This is a genomic window from Mesoterricola sp. JemC181 (genome assembly GCF_055384585.1).
This window is the reverse complement of the sequence record NZ_AP045076.1, coordinates 424,155-441,595: the sequence shown is the minus strand read 5'-3', so window position 1 is coordinate 441,595 and position 17,441 is coordinate 424,155. Positions and strand designations below refer to the sequence as shown.

General features: G+C 69.5%; 14 protein-coding genes. 5 read left to right on the top strand and 9 right to left on the bottom strand.

Features of this window, described 5'->3' with window-relative positions; all coding sequences use genetic code 11:
• Positions 1 to 33 precede the first annotated feature (33 nt).
• Entirely contained in the window at positions 34 to 1,584 is a 1,551-nt protein-coding gene (locus ACZ5MC_RS02025; protein WP_464516912.1) for a sensor histidine kinase, read from the bottom strand.
• A gap of 26 nt (positions 1,585 to 1,610) precedes the next feature.
• Complete coding sequence (locus ACZ5MC_RS02020) at positions 1,611 to 4,538, bottom strand: TonB-dependent receptor (protein WP_464516911.1); 2,928 nt, start codon at positions 4,536 to 4,538, stop codon at positions 1,611 to 1,613.
• Between the two features lie 274 nt (positions 4,539 to 4,812).
• On the opposite strand from ACZ5MC_RS02020, the gene ACZ5MC_RS02015 reads away from it, so the two are divergent.
• Positions 4,813 to 5,532: a response regulator transcription factor gene (locus ACZ5MC_RS02015; RefSeq protein ID WP_306598591.1), complete on the top strand. Its 720-nt coding sequence runs from the start codon at positions 4,813 to 4,815 to the stop codon at positions 5,530 to 5,532.
• Here the strand turns inward: ACZ5MC_RS02015 and ACZ5MC_RS02010 are convergent.
• From ACZ5MC_RS02010 to ACZ5MC_RS01995, 4 genes are all read right to left on the bottom strand, one after another.
• On the bottom strand, positions 5,493 to 7,835 hold the full coding sequence (locus ACZ5MC_RS02010; RefSeq protein WP_464516910.1) for an SPFH domain-containing protein: 2,343 nt from the start codon (positions 7,833 to 7,835) through the stop codon (positions 5,493 to 5,495). The genes ACZ5MC_RS02015 and ACZ5MC_RS02010 overlap by 40 nt on opposite strands.
• Positions 7,836 to 8,585: 750 nt before the next feature.
• Entirely contained in the window at positions 8,586 to 9,047 is a 462-nt protein-coding gene (locus tag ACZ5MC_RS02005) for a SprT family zinc-dependent metalloprotease (RefSeq protein ID WP_306598588.1), read from the bottom strand.
• A gap of 141 nt (positions 9,048 to 9,188) precedes the next feature.
• Positions 9,189 to 9,932: a substrate-binding domain-containing protein gene (locus tag ACZ5MC_RS02000; RefSeq protein ID WP_306598587.1), complete on the bottom strand. Its 744-nt coding sequence runs from the start codon at positions 9,930 to 9,932 to the stop codon at positions 9,189 to 9,191.
• A 46-nt stretch (positions 9,933 to 9,978) separates the two neighbouring features.
• Positions 9,979 to 10,866: a LysR family transcriptional regulator gene (locus ACZ5MC_RS01995; RefSeq protein ID WP_464516909.1), complete on the bottom strand. Its 888-nt coding sequence runs from the start codon at positions 10,864 to 10,866 to the stop codon at positions 9,979 to 9,981.
• A gap of 72 nt (positions 10,867 to 10,938) precedes the next feature.
• On the opposite strand from ACZ5MC_RS01995, the gene ACZ5MC_RS01990 reads away from it, so the two are divergent.
• From ACZ5MC_RS01990 to ACZ5MC_RS01975, 4 genes are all read left to right on the top strand, one after another.
• Positions 10,939 to 12,390, top strand: coding sequence for an MFS transporter (locus ACZ5MC_RS01990; RefSeq protein WP_464516908.1), 1,452 nt, complete (start codon positions 10,939 to 10,941; stop codon positions 12,388 to 12,390).
• A 193-nt stretch (positions 12,391 to 12,583) separates the two neighbouring features.
• Positions 12,584 to 13,045, top strand: a complete 462-nt coding sequence (locus tag ACZ5MC_RS01985; protein ID WP_306598584.1) for a hypothetical protein — start codon at positions 12,584 to 12,586, stop codon at positions 13,043 to 13,045.
• 11 nt (positions 13,046 to 13,056) lie between these two features.
• Positions 13,057 to 13,560, top strand: a complete 504-nt coding sequence (locus ACZ5MC_RS01980; RefSeq protein WP_306598583.1) for a porin family protein — start codon at positions 13,057 to 13,059, stop codon at positions 13,558 to 13,560.
• 31 nt (positions 13,561 to 13,591) lie between these two features.
• Positions 13,592 to 14,434: a DUF4339 domain-containing protein gene (locus ACZ5MC_RS01975; protein ID WP_464517768.1), complete on the top strand. Its 843-nt coding sequence runs from the start codon at positions 13,592 to 13,594 to the stop codon at positions 14,432 to 14,434.
• On the opposite strand, the gene ACZ5MC_RS01970 is transcribed toward ACZ5MC_RS01975, so the two are convergent.
• From ACZ5MC_RS01970 to proC, 3 genes are read right to left on the bottom strand one after another with little or no spacing between them, the layout of a single operon-like run.
• Positions 14,418 to 15,725 (bottom strand): glutamate-5-semialdehyde dehydrogenase, encoded by a 1,308-nt coding sequence (locus ACZ5MC_RS01970; protein WP_464516907.1) that lies wholly within the window; start codon positions 15,723 to 15,725, stop codon positions 14,418 to 14,420. The genes ACZ5MC_RS01975 and ACZ5MC_RS01970 overlap by 17 nt on opposite strands.
• The gene (gene proB, locus ACZ5MC_RS01965; RefSeq protein ID WP_306598581.1) at positions 15,722 to 16,564 is read right to left on the bottom strand and encodes a glutamate 5-kinase; all 843 of its coding nucleotides are present in this window, start codon (positions 16,562 to 16,564) and stop codon (positions 15,722 to 15,724) included. The genes ACZ5MC_RS01970 and proB overlap by 4 nt, the downstream gene beginning before the upstream one ends.
• Positions 16,561 to 17,370 carry a pyrroline-5-carboxylate reductase gene (proC, locus tag ACZ5MC_RS01960; RefSeq protein ID WP_464516906.1) on the bottom strand — a complete coding sequence of 270 codons (810 nt, stop codon included), beginning with the start codon at positions 17,368 to 17,370 and terminating at the stop codon, positions 16,561 to 16,563. Before proC ends, proB begins: the two co-directional genes overlap by 4 nt.
• Positions 17,371 to 17,441: the final 71 nt, after the last annotated feature.

The window sequence follows — 17,441 nt, the reverse complement described above, 5'->3', positions numbered from 1 at the left end:
CGGCGGCGCCACTTTCCGGATCCGGCGCCAGCGTCAGGCCGGAATCTCCAGGACGGCCGCGAAGCCCCCCGTGCCCACGGAATCGAAGCGGAGCCCCCACCCTTCGTGCACGGCCATCTGGCGCAGGAGGAAGATCCCCACGCCCTGCCCGGCCTGGGCGCCGCCCTGCCCCGGCGTCGCCAGGGCGGAGAGCTTGTGCGGGGGGATGCCGGGGCCTTCGTCGCACACCAGGATCTCCACGAGGTTCCGGCGCCGCGCAACCCGGACCCGGGTGGCGCCCGCCCCGTGGATCAGGGCGTTCTCCAGCAGGGTGTTGAGCGCGGGCTGCAGGGCCTGGCCGGAGGCGCGGAAGGCGAGGTCCTCCACCTCCAGCTCCAGGGCCCTGCCCTCCCCCGCGAAGATCGGCTCCATCTGCTCCTTGAGCCGCAGGAAAAACGCGGCGTCGATGACCTCGAGAACGGGCGGCCGGGCCTCGGGCCGCACCCCTTCCAGGCCGGCCTCGATGATCTTCACGAGCTTGTCCACCTCGTCGCCGATGCGGGCCAGCAGGGACTCCTGGACCTCCTTGGCGAGGTTCGCGTTGCGCACGGTGTCGCAGCGAAGCTTCAGGACCGTCAGGGGCGTCTTGAGGCTGTGGGCCAGGAAGGCCAGCTGGTCGGCCCGGAGCTTGTCCCGCCGGCTGATGTAGATGTGCAGCAGGCAGGCCAGGCCGAGGAGCGTCACGAAGGCGGCGTGGGCGCTCCAGGCCATGCGGGTCCAGGTGCGGACCCGGTGCTCCATGAAGTCCGCCTGGGCCTTGGTGCCCCACAGGCCCGCCACCCAGGGGTCGCCGAAGGCCAGGCTCAGGTCAGGGAACATGTAGGCGAGCGGGGCCTTCACCCGGGGGAAGAACCGGCTCTTCGGGGGCAGGGCGCCGGATTCGGTGTTCTGGCGCCCGGCCTGGGGATTCCGGTCGTAGCGGGTGATCGCGAACCGGAAGGGGGCTGCGCTGTCCATGAAGCGGCCCAGGAAAAGGTCAGTCTCCGGGGAGGAGGGGCGCCAGACCTTGAACTGCCACCAGCGCCCCGCGGACAGCGCCAGCACGCTCTCGTCAACGGCCCGCGGGTTCTCCCTGGAAGGCGGGATCCAGGTGGCCTGGGCGGAGCCCTGGGCCTGGCGCGCCCACCCGAGGAGCCGGACGCTTTCCTCGTTCCCGGCCCCGCCCGCCTTGAGGAGCCGACGGCCGTCCCGGAGCCACACGTCGCCCCGGGCCGGATCCACGAGCGCATGGAGGAGCGGGTCCCCCTCCAGCCACCGCCCCACCTCCGCCTCGTCGCCCCGGGTGAAGGCAACGGGGGGAAGCGGCTGGGTCCAGGCCTTGACCACGGCCTTGCCCATTTCGTGGGCCTGGTCCTCCCAGATCTGGGCGGCCACCGCCACGCGGTGGCCGATGAAGACGCCGGGCAGGAAGGCGCTCAGCCCCGCCGCCAGGACCCACAGACCCAGCAGCGCCGGCGGGGAAAGGAGCTTCCCGTAGCCGCGCAGGAGCCGGAACCGCCAGCGGAAGCGGCGGGGCCTGGGTCTGCAGACCTGGAGGGAGGGCATGGACATCATTCTAGCCCGGTAGGCGTTCAGAACTTGAAGCCCAGCACGGCCTGGACCATGCGGGGGAAGGTGTTGCCCTGCCCCAGCCCGTAGGTCTCGTTGGGATTGAACGTGTTGCTGGCCACGGAGCCGTCGGGTGCCCCCGGCGCGTGGGGGAAGGTCATCCCCTGGCTGACCACGGTGCCGCTGGTGTCCCGGGTCATGTACCGGACCCGGTTGAAGACGTTGATGATATTGATCTTGGCGTAGGCCGCGACCTTGCCGTAGAGCTTCTGCTCGTAGCCCGTCTGGAGGTCCATGGTCCACACTTCCGGCTGGCGCACGATCCCGAGTTCGGGGAAGTAGCGGCTGTAGGAGGAGGCGTAGCCCTGGTCCTGGAGGGCATTGGTGACATTGGCCTGGGCTGAGCGGAAGGCCACGGCGGAACCGGACTTGTAGGTGCCCACGAGGCCCAGGTTCAGGGTTCCGGAACCCAGGGTGATGCGGTAGTTGGCATCGGCGTTCACCATGATGGGAACGTCCAGGCCGGGGGCCGGGCCCATGGGGTTCAGCTGGCCGGTGGGGATGTTGCCGGTGCCGAAGTCGTTGGCCTGGGAGGCGGCGCCGCCCAGGTTGGTGCCGGCGTTCTCGAAGGTGCGGCTCCAGGTGGCGTTGCCGCCCACGAGCAGGTTCTCGCCCAGCTTGCGGCGGTAGGCCATTTCCAGGCCGTAGTAGTGCTGCCTGGCGTCGGGATCGTTCTTGATGATCACCTTGGCCTTGCCCGGGCCCATGCCGTTGCCGTAGTGGAAGTCGTCCAGGAACTGGTCGTTCCACCGCCGCACGAAGGTGACGGTGAGGTTCTGGCGCTCGTCGGTGTACGCGTAGCCCACGGTGGCCTCGAAGGTCCTGGGGGCCTTGATGTTGGGATCCACGAAGATGTTGCGCTCGGTGAGGGGATCGGAGACGTGGTTGGGGTTGGCGCTTCCGGTCTGGCCATAGTGGTTGCCCCAGGCCGCCCAGTTGATGGCGCCGCTGGGCAGGACCGCGTCCAGGCCGTTGCCCTGGTTGGGGCCGCCGGTGCCGATGTAGACGTACTCGCGGGTGATGGGCGAGGAGGTGACGGTGGCGGCGGCGAGGTTGCCCTGGTTGATCATCCCGGAGTACTGGGCCGCGCCCACATGGAACACGTGGCGCTTGTCGCCCTTGAGGTCGTAGCTCGCGCCCAGCCTGGGCGCGAAGGTCTGGAACGAGTAGGTGATGTTCTCGGGATTGTTCGCGCTCTTGTACTGGTCGAAGCGCAGGCCCAGGTTGAACGACCAGTGCGAATCCACCTTCCAGGTGTCGTTCACGTAGAGGCTGTTCACCTTGGTGTCGGCTTCGCCCTGGGTGGGGAAGTACTGGTAGAGCACCGTGTCCGTGGCGTTCAGGGGCGTGAGGACGCGGTTGACCAGGCTGGGCGTCGTCGCGCCGTCGGCGTAGTTCCGGAAGAGGATCTCGTAGTTCGAGGGCGTGGGCGAAGCGGCTCCGGTGCGGTTGTAGTGGTAGAACTGGAACCCGCCTTCCACGTCGTGGGTGCCCATGGCTTCCGTCACCCAGGTCAGGTTGATCCCGCCCGTCTTGGTGTGGCTGTCGGCCTGGCTGTCAGAGCCGTAGCCGTTGTCCAGGACGTCGCTGGATTCCATTTCCTTCCAGGTGGGCAGGATCTTGCCGCCGGTGGGACCGGTGCCGGGACCGCCGCTCCTGGAATAGGCGTCGTTGAGCTTGATGTCCAGGGCCAGGGACGAGGAGATCTGGGCCAGGTAGCCCAGGGAATGGTAGCCCTTCTTGGACTTGGTCAGACCGCTGAGCGTCTCCAGGGTCGAGACGGTGCCGTTGGAGATGCCGTTGAGGTCCTTGGAATTGGATTCGTTCAGCTCCACAGACAGCCGCTGTCCGAGGGTCATCTGCCAGTCCACCTTGGCGTCCAGCAGGTAGGAGTCCCGGACGATGGTATAGGGCACTTCCGCGCCCATGGAGGGCTGGGTCTTGGAGACGAGGCGGGTCTCGGGGCTGTTGGTCTGGTAGGCCACCGCGAAGAAGAGCTTGTCCTTGATGATCGGGCCCGTGAGGGTGTAGCTCTGCACCGTCTGGTGGTGGTCGGGAACGGGGGACCAGGTGAGGGGGAAGTGGTAGAGGTTGGAGTAGTAGTACGCCACGCCGGGCATGCGGTACTTGGAATTCCACTTCTCGTTGGTGATCTCGAAACGGCTGGTGCCCGTGAACTCGTTGGTGCCGCTCTTGGTGGTGACGTTGAGGACGCCGCCGGTGAAGCGGCCGTACTTCGCGGAGATGCCGCTGGTCAGCACCTGCACCTGGTCGATGAAATCGTTGTTCAGGGAGACGTTCTGGCCGCCGTAGTTGGCGTCCGAGGCCGCCACGCCGTCCACCACGTAGGTGTTGTGCTGGCTGTCGGTGCCGTGGATGGTGTCCATCACCGAGCCCGGCGCGCGGAAGGTGGTGGCGGTGAGGCGGTTGGTGCCCATGTAGTAGATGGGCAGCTCGCTGATCTCGCTCATGGTCATCACGATGCCGGTGGTGGCCTGGGCGGTGTCGATGGCTTCCAGGCCCTGGCTGTCCACCACTTCCACGGTGATGCCCTGGGCGCCCAGCTTGATGTCCATGCGGTTGGTCTGGTTGGCCACCACGGTGAGGGCCCCCTCGAAGGCCGCGGCCCCCTTGCTGGAAACCTTGATCCGGACGGTGCCCGGAAGCATCTGCCGGAAGGTGAATTCGCCCTGGGCGCCGGTCTTCGCTTCCTGCACGCCCCGGGACGTGTGGGCCTGGACCAGGGCGCCGCTGGCGGCCTTGCCGTCGGGTCCCTTGACGGTCCCGGTGATGTTGCCGACCGCGCTGCTCTGGCTGAAGAGCAGCCCCGACGAGGCCACGATCAGGGCGGCGATGCGCATCGTGCCCCAGGTTGTATGACGTATGGTCATGTGAAGGCTCCCGGATGAATTGTGGATTGGTTAATTGGCTTGTCTGATCCTTGCTTTCCGGGAGGACCACGTCCAGTAAAGGCGGACAAAGGAATTCTTCAATTTTAACGAAGCGGCGCGACGTATGCATTTATTATATATAGATGGGTTATGGAACGATCAGGCCTGCAGTCGAACCGAACAGTTGGAGGCCCGGGGCCGGCCTTCCGGCGGCGAACTTTTCCGGGCGGAAGAAGCGCGCGACCCAGCCGCAATGCGTCTACCATCAGGGATCATGGCCGCCAAACCCCCACCCCCGGACCGCATCCTGGTGATCGAGGACGAACCCGAGATCGCCGAGATGCTCACCCTCAACCTGGAGGCCGCCGGCTTCCAGGTGGAGGCCGCCGGCGACGGCGCCGCCGGGTTGGCGATCCAGGAGCGCCAGCCCGCCGATCTGATCGTGCTCGACCTCATGCTGCCCAAGGTCGGCGGCTTCGAGGTGCTCCACGTCCTCCGGCGGCGCCGCGACCCGGTGCCCATCCTCATCCTCACGGCGCGCACCGGGGACGCCGACCGCATCCAGGGCCTGTCCCAGGGCGCCGACGACTACCTGGGCAAGCCGTTCTCCATCCTCGAGCTCATCGCCCGGATCCGGGCCATCCTGCGCAGGACGCGCAACCAGGAGAGCCTGCCCCGGGTGCTCCGCAGCGGCCCCTTCCGCATCAACTTCCTCCAGCTGGACGTGCACCGCGGGCGCACCAACCTGAACCTGACGCTGCGGGAATTCCGGCTGCTGGAAGTGCTCGTGTCCAACCCCGGCCGGGTGAACAGCCGCCAGGAACTGCTCAACATGGCCTGGGACCCGGACGGCAAGCCCATGCCCAAGACCGTGGACGTGCACATCGGCACCCTGCGCAAGAAGCTCGGGGACACGGACCGGTCCCCGTTCATCCAGACCCTCGACCGGGAAGGCTACCGCTGGATGCTGCCGGTCTCCCCAGGGGAAGGCTGAGCCTCGCGCACCACGAAGCTCCTGCCGGTGAGCTTCTCCAGGAGCGCGATGCCGAACAGGCCATTGACCATGCCGTTGCCTTCGCCGCCGCCACCGCCCATGACCAGGTTCTCGGGAATGAGCTTGAGGCTGCTGGAGGCGATCTTGTCGATGACCCGGATCTGCCCGAAGACGTCGCGGCCCATGGCGGCCACTTCCAGCTTGTAGGCTTCGGCGGTGGAGGTGCCCTTGGCCAGGATGATCTCGGCCTCGGCGCTGCCCACCTTCTGGGTGGCTTCCGCGTTGGCGGCGGCGTTCAGCTTGGTGGCTTCCGCCTGGCCGCCGGCTTCCAGGCGCATGGCCGTGGCCTGGCCTTCCGCCATGAGGATGGCCGCCTGCTTTGAGCCTTCGGCCTCCTTGATGTGGCTCTCGGCCAGGTTCTTCTGGATCTCCACGTTGCGCTCGGATTCCACCACCTTGGGCTGCATGTTCGCCTGGGCCTTGGCGTTCTCCAGGTTGCGGCGCTCGTCCTGGGCTTCCTTCTGGGTGGCGAAGGTCTTCTTCTCCTGCTCGGCGATCTGGCGGTCCGTCACGGTCTTGGTGAGCTCCGGGGGCAGCACCACGTCCGCGATGAGGGTGTCCTTGGAATCGATGTGGTGGACCTTCAGGACCGCGTCGATGTGCTCCTTGGCCTTCTCCTGGAGTTCCTTGCGCCGCGTGTACAGATCCAGGGCCTGGATGTACTGGGCGGCGTTGCGGAAGTGGCTGCTGATGGCCGGCTCCAGCACCTGGCTGATCATGTTGTTGATGGAGCCCAGGTTGGCGATGACCTTGGGGGCGTTCTTCACGGGGATGTGGATGATGACGCTCACATCCATGTTCACGTTGAAGGCGTCCGCGGTGCGCAGGGTGATGGTCTTCAGGTTGGAGTCCAGTTCGTGGGCGCTGGAGCGGTTGTCGGCCCAGTTCAACAGGATCTGGGTGGTGGGCACGATGTCCACCTTGCAGATCTTGGTGTTGAGGGGGTGCTTGCCGGGCTGGAGGGGATCGGCCCAGATGCCCTTGCAGCCGTTGGTCACGATCTTGGCGTTGACCGCGTCGTCCGTGAGGTCGTCCCCGTCCGCGCCCACGTAGCTCGTGACCACGCCGCAGTTGCCGATGTGCACCTGGATCATGTCCACCTTCTCGATGGTGGCGAACCAGGGATTGATGGCGTAGTTGCCGGCCCGCAGCACGGGAATCTGCAGGCCCTTCTGCCCGCCGGCCTTGAGGAAGGCGTCGGCGTCCTGGAAGTTGTCGTGGGTGCCCATGGGGAGCTCCTCCGCGGCGATCTTGGAGGAATCAATGATGGGCTTGCCTTCGTTGATGGTGACGATGCCCACCTGGTCGGCCTCGATGTGGGTCCAGTCCACGATGTCGATGACCTTGAAGAGTTTGGGATTCAGGCGGTACACGCCCGGCATGAGCACGTCCAGCTGCCGGCCCTTCTCTCCCCCGTTCCTGAGGAAGGCCTCTCCGTCGAAGAAGTTGCCGTGCCCCTGGACCCGGGCCGCCAGAAGGCGGCCTTCGGGGATCTTGGCGCCGTCGGTGGCTTCCACGAGGCCCACCTGGCCGCCTGGGATCTTGGTGATGGGCATCTTCTGGACCTGGAACATGATCGTGTTGATGCGGTAGTAGCCGGGGGGCAGGAAGGCGATCTGGGGACCCTTCTGGCCGCCGTTCTTGATGAAGGCCTCGGCGTCCTGGAAGCTGTCGCACGCCACGGGCGAGCCGAAGTTGCCCCCGTCCCGGGTCACGGGCTGGCCGGCGATGGACTCCACGTAGCCCACCTCGTTGTCGTGGATCATGGTCGCGTCCACCATGGCCACTTCGAAGAGGAGGGGATTGATCTTGTACTGGCCCTCGGGCAGGATCGCCAGCTGGGGGCCCTTCTGGCCGCCATTGGAAAGGAAGGCCTCCCCGTCCTGGAAGAGGCTGCACTCCACCGACTTGGCCATGAACTGGCCCGAAGGGATGGCGGCGCCCGCCACGGCCCGCACGACGCCCACCTTGTTGGTCTGGATCACGCAGAAATCGCGCTTGCTGGTCTTGTACAGGAAGGGGATGAGGAGGTGGAAGCCCGGCCCCAGCACCCGAGCCTGGACGCCCACCTCGTGGCGCAGGGCCACGGTGCGCCCGTCCGGCATTTGCCGCCCGAACCAGCGGCGCTCCAGCACGACGATCTGATCGCCCCGGGCGATGGTGAAGGACTTCAGGAGGATCAGGAGCAGGACCAGGCCGCCGGCAGCCAGCCACAGGTAGGTGAGCGGAAAGGGGATGACCAAGGGAGCTCCTTGCATTCACAGGCGATGGGTTATCGGGATCCTTCCACTATGCTCCTTTTCGGGGGCCGCACTCAACTCCCGGATGCGCTGCAGGCCTCGCGCCTTTCCGGCGGACGGGCGGTCCTGTTCCCGGCCTCGTGCCCATGAGCATTCCAGACGGCGTATGCCTGGGGGCAGATCCTGGACATGCTGGACCCGCGACGGACGCCAGCTACGTGCGGCAGATTCCGGTTTTCCTGCAAGGCCCACCTGAGGGCGTCCACATCGTTCCCTTGCTTCAGCATGGCCCTGTCGAGGCGGGGGAGGTCCAGGTCAGGATTGGGCAGGTCGGTGCACCGGAGGACGGTGTCATTCCAGTTGCGCTGCCGCACCTTGATGAGGCGCCCGCTCTGTCCATGGCCGCCATGGCCACGCGGAGGTCCGGGGCCGGGGTGTCTCCATCGATGAAGGTCCTTGCGTCCGCCATGAGTTTCCGCCAGTCGGCTACGTCATCCTGGGGTATGGCCCCGAAGGGCTTCAGGAGGAGGTTCTCCTGTCCGTAGACGCGAATGTGGAGCGTGTCGGTGCGGTGCAACAGGCCGTCCTTGTCATTCGCCCGGACGGGCGGAGCGCAATGCGGCGCCATGGACAGCGCGAGCAGCCAGAACGGATGATGCATGGTCCTTCCCCCGGGTCGCGATCCTTGGCATTTGGTTATTAACTTCCAATATATGCGGGCCGGCCACCCGATCAGGGCGGAAATCCGGAGCCTCAGGCCTCCGTCCCGATCCCGTGGGTGATGCTCTGGTGGTTGAACGCGGCCCAGGCCAGGTCCCGGAAGCGCTCCGTGTGGCCCCAGTCCACGCCGTCCTTCCAGAGCTTGTAGTGGATGAGCTCGTGTTCCAGGATGCGGCGCACCACATCCTCGGGGTTCCGGCAGTTGCAGCCGCAGACCTGGACGGGCCAGGGCCAGTCCCGGCGGCGCAGCAGGGGCGTGGACAGGCGGATCTCCGGACGCCAGACGCCCCGCCGGTCCTTTTCGATGACGAAAAGGCCGGCGCAGCGGCTCATGCGCGGGGACCACACGATGGGACAGGGCGCCAGGTCCCAGCCGGCCTGCCGGAGGATGAGCTCCGCCTGCTGGCGGAGGGTGGAGACCCGCGGCGGTTCCGGCCGTTGGACCGGTTCCGCGAAGCCTTCCGCGTCCATGGGGGTGCCCAGACCGCCTTTCATCGGGGCCTTTCCTCGGGGAGCGGATTCGGGCGGGGGGGTCGCGTCACCTCTCCAGTCTGAGGCCATGGGAGGCCTTTACGCCACCTCCCGTGGACAACGGGTTCTCGATCCAATTGATCGCCACAGGCCCTGAAGGCGCCGCTACCGGGAGGTGAGGGCCTTCCCCTCCCCTTCCACGAAGGCCAGCAGCTTTGCGAGGCCCGGCCCGGGCGCGCCCTTGGTGAGCAGGGTGATGGGGCGCCCCACCTCCGGCGTGGAAGGGCTGGTGAGCTTCTCGGCCTTGAGGGCCGAAAGGGGGCCCAGGCCGATGGAGCCCGGGGTGGCGGCCAGGGCCTGGATGACTTCGGGCGTAGAGCCGGACCACCGGACGGCAGATGCATAGGCAGCGCCATCCATCACCTGCTCCTGGAAGATCTTGTTGGTCCCCGGCATCTTCTCCCCCAGGATCACCACCACCTTGAGGTCCGGCCCGCCCACGTCCTTCCAGTTGGTTGCCTTCCCGGTGAAGAGCGCCTTGAGCTGGGCCTTGTCCAGCTCGAAGAGGACCAGATCCCCGTGGAGGAAGACGTTGATCTTGTCGAAGCCGATGCGCCGGGCCACGAAGGCCTCCTGCCGGATCCCCTTGTGGCCCCGGGAGGCCATCAGTTCGAACCAGGACGCCGGGCTGAGGCCGGCGGCCGCGGCGTCCACCTCGCCCTTGTCCAGGGCCAGCAGGGCCACTTCGGGGCCGTTCTCCTGCAGCTCCAGGCGCAGGCCGGCGCGGGCTTCGAAGGCCGCGCGCACGGGCTTGAAGATGTTCTCCATGGGGGCGGCACCGCCGTCGATGCGCAGCGCCTGGGCGCCGAGCTGGAGGGACAACAAGGCGAGCAGGGCAAAGCGGAACATGGCACCCCCTGGGAAGATCCGGCTCTCCTGGTTTCGGCCGTTCCCGCTATATCTTTAGACCCGTCTCGACCATCCGGTGGAGAACGTCCGCGGCGGGCTGCAGCCGCCTGCCTTTGCGGCTGATCAGGCCCAGGGTGCGCGTGACGGACGGTTTCACCAGGGGCACGCCCACCAGGCCGGTCTGCGACAGGGCCGGTTCCGGCAGGGCCGCGATGCCCAGCCCGGCCTCCACCAGGGCCAGGGCCCCGGCCACGTGGCTGGCCTCGTGGAAGACCGCCGGGCGCAGGGGCACCCGGGCCAGGGCATTGTCCAGGAGGGCCCGGTTGCCGCTGCCTGAGGCCACCGCGATCAGGCGCTCTCCGGCGATGTCGCCCCACGCCACGGCCCCGCGGGAGGCCAGCGGATGGTCCCGGCGCATGACGAGGACGAAGGGCGCCTCGGAGATGGCCTTGAACTGGATTTCCGGCTCCTGGGCCCCCAGGAAATTGATGCCGAACTCCGCGGCGCCGGATACCACCTGGGCCAGCACCTCCCGGGCGCCCTCGTCCAGGACCCGGATGCGCACCTCCGGGTGGTCCGCCGCGAAGGCCGCCAGGATCCGGGAAAGCGGACGGATCGCGGAGTGGACGCAGGCCACCGTCACCCGGGCGTTTCGCTGAGCCTGCTGTTCCTTCAGTCCCCGCATCGCGGTCTCAAGTTCCTCCACTACGGTTTTGGCGTGGACGAGAAAGTGGGCGCCGGCCTCGGTGAGCGCCACCCGGCGGGTGGTGCGCTCGAACAAGCGGGCCTTCAGGGCCCCCTCCAGCTTCCCGATCCGCCGGCTCAGCGCCGGCTGGGAGAGGAACAGGCCCTCCGCGGCGGACATGAAGTTCAGCGTCTCCGCCACCGCCAGGAAGGCCTGGAGCTCGCCGAGTTCGAAATTGATCTGTTTCATGCATTGATCCATAGGAATTATGCAATTCAAAGATACTCCCGACCGGGGCCTAATGGTGCGGAAGGAGTCTCCATGTCGTCGGTTCGGCCCGCTCCCGGCTTCCGGGTCACCGCGGTCATCATCGCCAGCGCGCTCTTCATGGAGCAGCTGGACGCCACGGTGCTCACCACGGCCCTTCCGGCCATGGCGCGGAGCTTCGGCGTGCCGCCCCTGCACATGAGCGCGGCCCTCACTTCGTACCTGCTGGCCCTGGCCATGTTCATCCCCGCCAGCGGCTGGTTCGCGGACCGCTTCGGGGCGCGGCGGATGTTCCGGGCGGCCATCGCCGTCTTCACCCTGGGCTCGATGCTCTGCGGCCAGGCCCCGAACCTCCCGTTCCTGGTGGCCGCGCGGCTCCTCCAGGGCCTCGGGGGGGCGATGATGGTCCCGGTGGGCCGGCTCGTGCTGCTGCGCACCGTGGCCCGGGAGGACCTGGTGGCGGCCATGGCCTGGTTCACGGTCCCGGCGCTGCTGGGGCCCGTGGTGGGCCCGCCCCTGGGGGGGTTCCTCGTCACCTTCGCGTCCTGGCGCTGGATCTTCTACCTCAACGTGCCCATCGGGATCCTCGGCATCTCCCTGGTCACGCGCTACATCCGGGACGTGCGCGACGAGCCCCCGGGGCCCTTCGACCTGGGCGGGTTCCTGCTCTCCTGCGTCGCCCTCTCCTGCCTCATGTTCGGCCTGGAGGCGGGGAGCCGCGGCGGCGGCACGGCCCTGCCCGGAACGGCCGCCGCGCTGGCCGCGGGCGTGCTCGCGGGGGCGGCCTACCTGCGCCACGCGGCCGGAGCCTCCCACCCCATCCTGGACGTCTCCCTGATGCGGGTGCGCACCTTCGGCATCTCCGTCGTCGGCGGTTCCCTGACGCGCATCACCAGCGGGGCCCTGCCCTTCCTGCTGCCCCTGATGCTCCAGCTGGGCTTCGGCCTCTCCGCGGCCCGCAGCGGCCTCATCACCTTCTGCACAGCCGCGGGCTCCATCCTCATGAAGATGGTCACGCCGCGGATCCTGCACCGCTTCGGCTTCCGGGCGACCCTCACCTGGAACGCCATGATCGCCTCCTCCTTCCTGGCCGTGTGCGCCACCTTCCGCCCCGGCTGGCCCGTGCTCTGCATCAACGCGGTGCTCCTGGCGGGGGGGTTCTTCCAGTCGCTGCAGTTCACCGCGCTGAACACGGTGGCCTATGCCGACATCCCCCAGGCGCGCATGAGCGCGGCCACCAGCTTCTACTCCACCTTCCAGCAGCTGATGCTCTCCATGGGCATCTGCATCGCGTCGGCCGCGCTGGCCCTGTCCATCCGCGTCTCGGGCCACGCCGGTCCGCAGCTGTCGGACTTCTCCGCGGCGTTCCTGGCGGTGACCGCCCTCTCCTTCCTTGCGGCCCCCGTGTGCGCGCGCCTCCCGGCCGATGCCGGGGCCGGCATGACCGGGCACCGGCCGCGTGAAGCGGGTGTCGGGGAAATGTCGCGGGGCGCGTCCCGCGCCTGAGCCGTTCGGCGGCCGCCGGAACGTTCACCCTCCCTCCCGTGACGTCCGCCATCCCCCGCGCGCCGCTGGGCGGGGGCCCGCCCGGAGTCCCGGGGGCGTGGCAGGCCCCTTGCTGGAAAGGGGACAGGAGCCGCGCTCCGCTTGAGGAGATGGGAACATGGAAAGGCGCACAGGAACTGGCCCCAGGAGGGCCTTGCATCGTGCCGGCATCGCAGGGCCGCTCATGGTCCTGGCGGGGTGCGCCCTGCCGGTGCCCGCGACCATCAACATCTACGATCTCTCCGGCTCCAACCTCATGCGCTGCGAGTCCATCACGCGGGACCCGGGGCGCACCCGGGGCATCCTGCAGTGCAGCGCACCCGGCGGAGAGAAGTTCCAGGGCGAGTGGGTCACCATGGCCCGCACCGCGGAAAAGGCCACCGGCGCCTGGGCCTCCCTGCCCTCCACCTCGGGCGACGCGCTCGCGGCCCGGTGGAGCTGGGGCGCGAGCTACGGCGTGGACCTGGAGTCCCTGGCGGGGAACTACGGCATGTTCCTCCTCTACGGCAGCAAGGGCACGGTCATCGACGGGGTGTTCCTCTTCCGCGGCGACCGGGCCGGGATCATGGGCGTCGCCACGGACAACAAGGGCCACCGCTACAAGGTCATGGGCTGAGGAGCTTGGGCATGCGCAAGACGATGATCGCATTGGCCTGCGCCGCCACCCTGGCGGGAGCGGACCTGAGGGTGCAGCTCCAGGTGAGCTCACCCCAGGGCGGACTCAGGGACGTGGCCGGAGGACGGCTGGGCTACGGCCTGGGCGTCCACACGGAGATCGCCCTGGTCAACGGCGACACCCTGCGGCCCCGGGCCGACCTGAGCTTCTTCCCGGTGCTCAAGCTGGCGGGAATCGAGAACAGATACTCCAGCCTGGGCCTGGGCTGCGACTACCTCCACCACCTCCCGGGGCGCCTGGATTCGTTCTACCTGGTGGGCGGGGCCTCCGTCCTGCGCTGGTCGACGCAGACCGTGGGCATGGGCTCCGGGGACACCACCCGGCTGGGCCTGTCCCTGGGCGCGGGCGTGCGCGTCACCGCCTCGCTCGGGTGGGAGGGCCGGTACAGCTACTCCCCGCTCAGCCAGGACATCAAGGCGCGCACGCTTGGCATGGGCTTCACGTACCGGTTCTAGCTATCATCTCCTCCAGGAGGCCGGCTTGGACGTGGCATGGTACTACTCGACCGGAGGGCAGGACAGGACGGGCCCGGTGGCCTGGGCGGACATCGAGGCCGCCTACCGCAGCGGCGTCATCGGCCCCGCCAGCCTGCTGTGGGCCTCCCATCTCGCGGGCTGGGTCCCGGCGGCGACCCTCCTCGACGCCCCGGCGCCGCCGCCCATCCCCGAAGCCGCGCCGTCCCCCGCGCCGGGGGCCCGGGCCGCGTTCCACTGCGGCCTGTGGTCCCTGCTCAGCATGTTCCTCTGCTTTCCCGTGGCCCTCGGCCTGGGCGTCGCGGCCATCGTCCAGAACCAGAAGGCCCAGCGCCTGGCGCGGGAGAACCCCGGCGCCTACCTGAAGCCGGGCAGCGGCGGGCTGGTGATGGCCATCATCGCCCTGGCCATCCTCCCCCTCCTGGCGGTCCTCGGCATCGCCAGCGCCATCGCCATCCCGGCCTTCCTCGGCCAGCGGGACCGGGCCCGGGACAAGGGCGCCGTCGCCAACCTGAATTCCGGACTGTACGCCCTCGCGGGCGAGTGCGACCTGCTCAAGGGCCGCTCTCCCCAGGAGGTCAAGGCCGGCCTGGAGGCCGCCCTGCGCAGGGATGCCTCCCGGAACCCCTGGAGCCCCCAGGGGCCCGCATTCACCTACGCCGTCGAGGTGGTCGGCGGCCAGGACGGGGACGGCTTCAAGGAGGCCGCCCGGGCCGCGGGCGGCGCCCTGGGGGAATGCGCCTACGTCGTGCAGCTCCCCGCGGAGCGCCAGCCCGGCATGCTGGGCGGCGCGGTGCGCCTGAAGCACCCGGTCGCGGGCTCCACCTGGTACGTGAAGGTCATCCCCCTGGACTGAGGAGGTCCTCGTGGCGGAAGGGCCTGGCGCCGGGCCCCGCGTAGTCGGCCACGACCTGGCCGCTGCCGCGCAGGAGGTACTTCACGGTGACCAGGCCCTCGATGCCCACCGGGCCCCGGGCGTGGATGCGGGAGGTGCTGATGCCCACCTCGGCGCCGAACCCGTAGCGGTAGCCGTCCGCGAAGCGGGTGGAGGCGTTGTGGTAGACGCCTGCGGCGTCCACTTCGCGCAGGAACCGCTCGGCCGCCTCCGGGTCCTCCGTGACGATGGCCTCGGTGTGGCCGCTGCCGTGGGCGCGGATGTGGGCCAGGGCGGCGTCCAGATCGTCCACGATCCGCAGGGCGAGGACGGGCGCGCCGTACTCCGCGTCCCAGTCCGCTTCGGTGGCGGGGACCAGGTCCGGAACGAGGGCGAGGCAGCGCGGGCACCCGCGCAGCTCGGCCTCCGGCAGGCTGCGGGCCAGGAGGGGCAGGATGGCGGGGGCGCAGGCCCGGTGCACCAGCACCGTCTCGACGGCGTTGCAGGCGGCGGGGTACTGGAGCTTGCCGTCCCGGGCCAGGGCCACGGCCATGGCGGGGTCCGCGGCGGCGTCGATGAAGAGGTGGCAGATGCCCTCGGCGTGGCCCAGCACGGGGATGCGGGTGCGCGCCTTGATGGAGCGCACCAGGGCGGACGACCCCCGGGGGATGACCAGGTCCACGTCCGCGTCCAGCGCCAGGAGCTCGTCCACGTCGGCCCGGTCCTGGAGGAGCTGCAGGGCGTCGGCGGGAAGGCCCCCGGCCTCCAGGGCCCCGCGCAGGAGCCCCACCAGCGCGCCCACCGACGCGGCGGCCTCGCTTCCCCCCTTGAGGAGGGCGGCGTTGCCGCTCTTGATGGCCAGGGCGCCGATCTGCACGGCGGCGTCGGGCCGGCTCTCGAAGATCACCGCCAGCACGCCGAGAGGCACGCTCACGCGCTCCAGGAGGAGGCCCTCGTCCAGGAGCCTGCGCAGGTCCACGCGCCCCAGGGGGTCCTTGAGCCCGGCCACGGCTTCCAGTCCCAGGGCCATCTCCTCCACCTTGGCGGCGTCCAGCTTCAGGCGCTGGAAGGCCGAGGCGTCCAGTCCGCCCGCGGCCAGGAGGGCGCGGGCCGCATCCAGGTCCAGGGCGTTGGCCGCGAGGAGGGCGGGACCCGACGCCCTCAGGGTCTCCGCGGCGCGCCGCAGCGCCCCGTTGCGGGCCTGGACGGAGGCGGCGCCCAGGAGGTTCGAGGCGGCCCGGGCCCGCCGGGCCTTGTCGCGCACGGTGGTCATGGCCGCTTCTCCTTGAGCCAGGGGCCCAGGGGATCGCCCTTGGGCCGGGGACCCGCCAGGAAGCGGGTGCATTGCGCCTCGCCCGACACCACGCGCTCCAGGGTGCCGCTCCCTTCGCCCCGGGCGATGACCACGGCCACGCCGGACTCCATGCAAAGGCGCGCCGATTCCAGCTTGGTGGCCATGCCGCCCCGGCCCCGGGCGCCCGAACCCTGGGCCCGGGCCAGGATCTCCGGGGTGATCGCCGCAACTTCCCGCAGGAGCGGCGCCTCGGGGTCGTGCTGGGGATTGCGCTCGTGGAGGCCGTCCACGTCCGACAGGATCAGCAGCAGATCCGCGCCCAGGCCCGCGGCCACCAGGGCCCCCAGCTTGTCGTTGTCCCCGAAGACCTTCATGCGGCCCAGTTCCAGCGTCGCCACGGTGTCGTTCTCGTTGATGATGGGGATGACGCCCATCTTCAGGAGCTTTTCCAGCGTCGCGCGCAGGTTGGAGCGGCGCTCGGGGTCGGAGAAGTCCTCCTGCGTGAGGAGCACCTGGGCGCAGACCGTGTCCAGGCGCCCGAAGGCGGACTGGTAGAGGGCCATGAGCTCCCCCTGCCCCACCGCCGCGCAGGCCTGCTGGAGGGAGAGGGTGCCGGGCCGCGTGGGGAGCCCCAGGCGCCGGGCCCCCAGTCCCACGGCGCCCGAACTGACCAGGAGCACGTCCCGGCCCTGGCGGCGCAGGGACGCCAGGGACTCCACCAGGGCGAAGATCCGCCCCAGGGAGGGAAAGCCGTCTCCGGAAAGCAGCACCTGGGTGCCCGCCTTGACCACGATGCGCTGGGGGGCCGCCCTTTTCATCGGCCCAGCCCGCTGGCCACCTGGGAGGCGCGCTCGATGCCCCGGGCGATGACGGAGCGGATGCGCCCGTCCTCCAGGGCCAGGAGGCCGGCGATGGTGCACCCGGCGGGGGTGGTCACCTCGTCCTTGAGGGCCGCGGGGTGGCGCCCGGTCTGCAGCACCATGGAGGCGGCGCCCACCGTCATGCGCGCCGCCAGCTCCACCGCCACGCCCCGGGGCAGGCCGCACTGCACGCCGCCCTCGGCCAGGGCCTCGAGGATCACGAAGATGAAGGCGGGGCCGCTGGCCGACAGGCCCGTGACGGCGTCGAAGTGGTGCTCCTCCAGGTCCAGCACGGCGCCCAGGGGCTCGAAGAAGGTGCGGGCCAGGGCGAGGTGCTCGTCCCCCGCGTGGGCGCCGGGCGCCAGGACGATGGTGCCCATGCGGATGCTGCAGGGCGTGTTGGGCATGGCCCGGATGACCGGGGTGCCCGCGGGGACCCGGGCCTCCAGGAAGGCCAGGTCCGTGCCGGCGGCGATGGACACCACCAGGGGCCTGTGGTCCAGGGCCCCGGCGGCGGCCAGGGTCTCCAGGAGCGGGCCCAGGTCCTTGGGCTTGACGCACAGCAGGACCGCCTCGGCCCGGCTCGCGGCCTCGGCGGCGGTGGCGGCCCAGCCGACGCCCATGGCCTGGGCCCGGGCCCGGGTGCCCTTGCCCTTGTCGGTGGTGACGATCGCGCCCGGAGGGAAGCCCGAGGCCTCCACCAGCCCGCCGGTGATGGCCTGGCCCATGGTCCCGAAGCCGATTACGGCAAGCTGGGTCGTCATGATTCCCTCCGGATACGAAAAAGCCCCCGGGGTTTGGGCCGGGGGCGGGTGGAAAGCGGTTGGGGTTGCGG

Coding starts and splice junctions, on each gene's coding strand:
- ACZ5MC_RS02005 (WP_306598588.1), bottom strand. CDS start 9,047: ATGAAAGGCGGTCTGGGCACCCCCATGGACGCGGAAGGCTTCGCGGAA.
- proB (WP_306598581.1), bottom strand. CDS start 16,564: ATGAAAAGGGCGGCCCCCCAGCGCATCGTGGTCAAGGCGGGCACCCAG.
- proC (WP_464516906.1), bottom strand. CDS start 17,370: ATGACGACCCAGCTTGCCGTAATCGGCTTCGGGACCATGGGCCAGGCC.
- ACZ5MC_RS01995 (WP_464516909.1), bottom strand. CDS start 10,866: ATGAAACAGATCAATTTCGAACTCGGCGAGCTCCAGGCCTTCCTGGCG.
- ACZ5MC_RS01980 (WP_306598583.1), top strand. CDS start 13,057: ATGCGCAAGACGATGATCGCATTGGCCTGCGCCGCCACCCTGGCGGGA.
- ACZ5MC_RS01970 (WP_464516907.1), bottom strand. CDS start 15,725: ATGACCACCGTGCGCGACAAGGCCCGGCGGGCCCGGGCCGCCTCGAAC.
- ACZ5MC_RS02025 (WP_464516912.1), bottom strand. CDS start 1,584: ATGCCCTCCCTCCAGGTCTGCAGACCCAGGCCCCGCCGCTTCCGCTGG.
- ACZ5MC_RS01990 (WP_464516908.1), top strand. CDS start 10,939: ATGTCGTCGGTTCGGCCCGCTCCCGGCTTCCGGGTCACCGCGGTCATC.
- ACZ5MC_RS02020 (WP_464516911.1), bottom strand. CDS start 4,538: ATGACCATACGTCATACAACCTGGGGCACGATGCGCATCGCCGCCCTG.
- ACZ5MC_RS02000 (WP_306598587.1), bottom strand. CDS start 9,932: ATGTTCCGCTTTGCCCTGCTCGCCTTGTTGTCCCTCCAGCTCGGCGCC.
- ACZ5MC_RS02015 (WP_306598591.1), top strand. CDS start 4,813: ATGGCCGCCAAACCCCCACCCCCGGACCGCATCCTGGTGATCGAGGAC.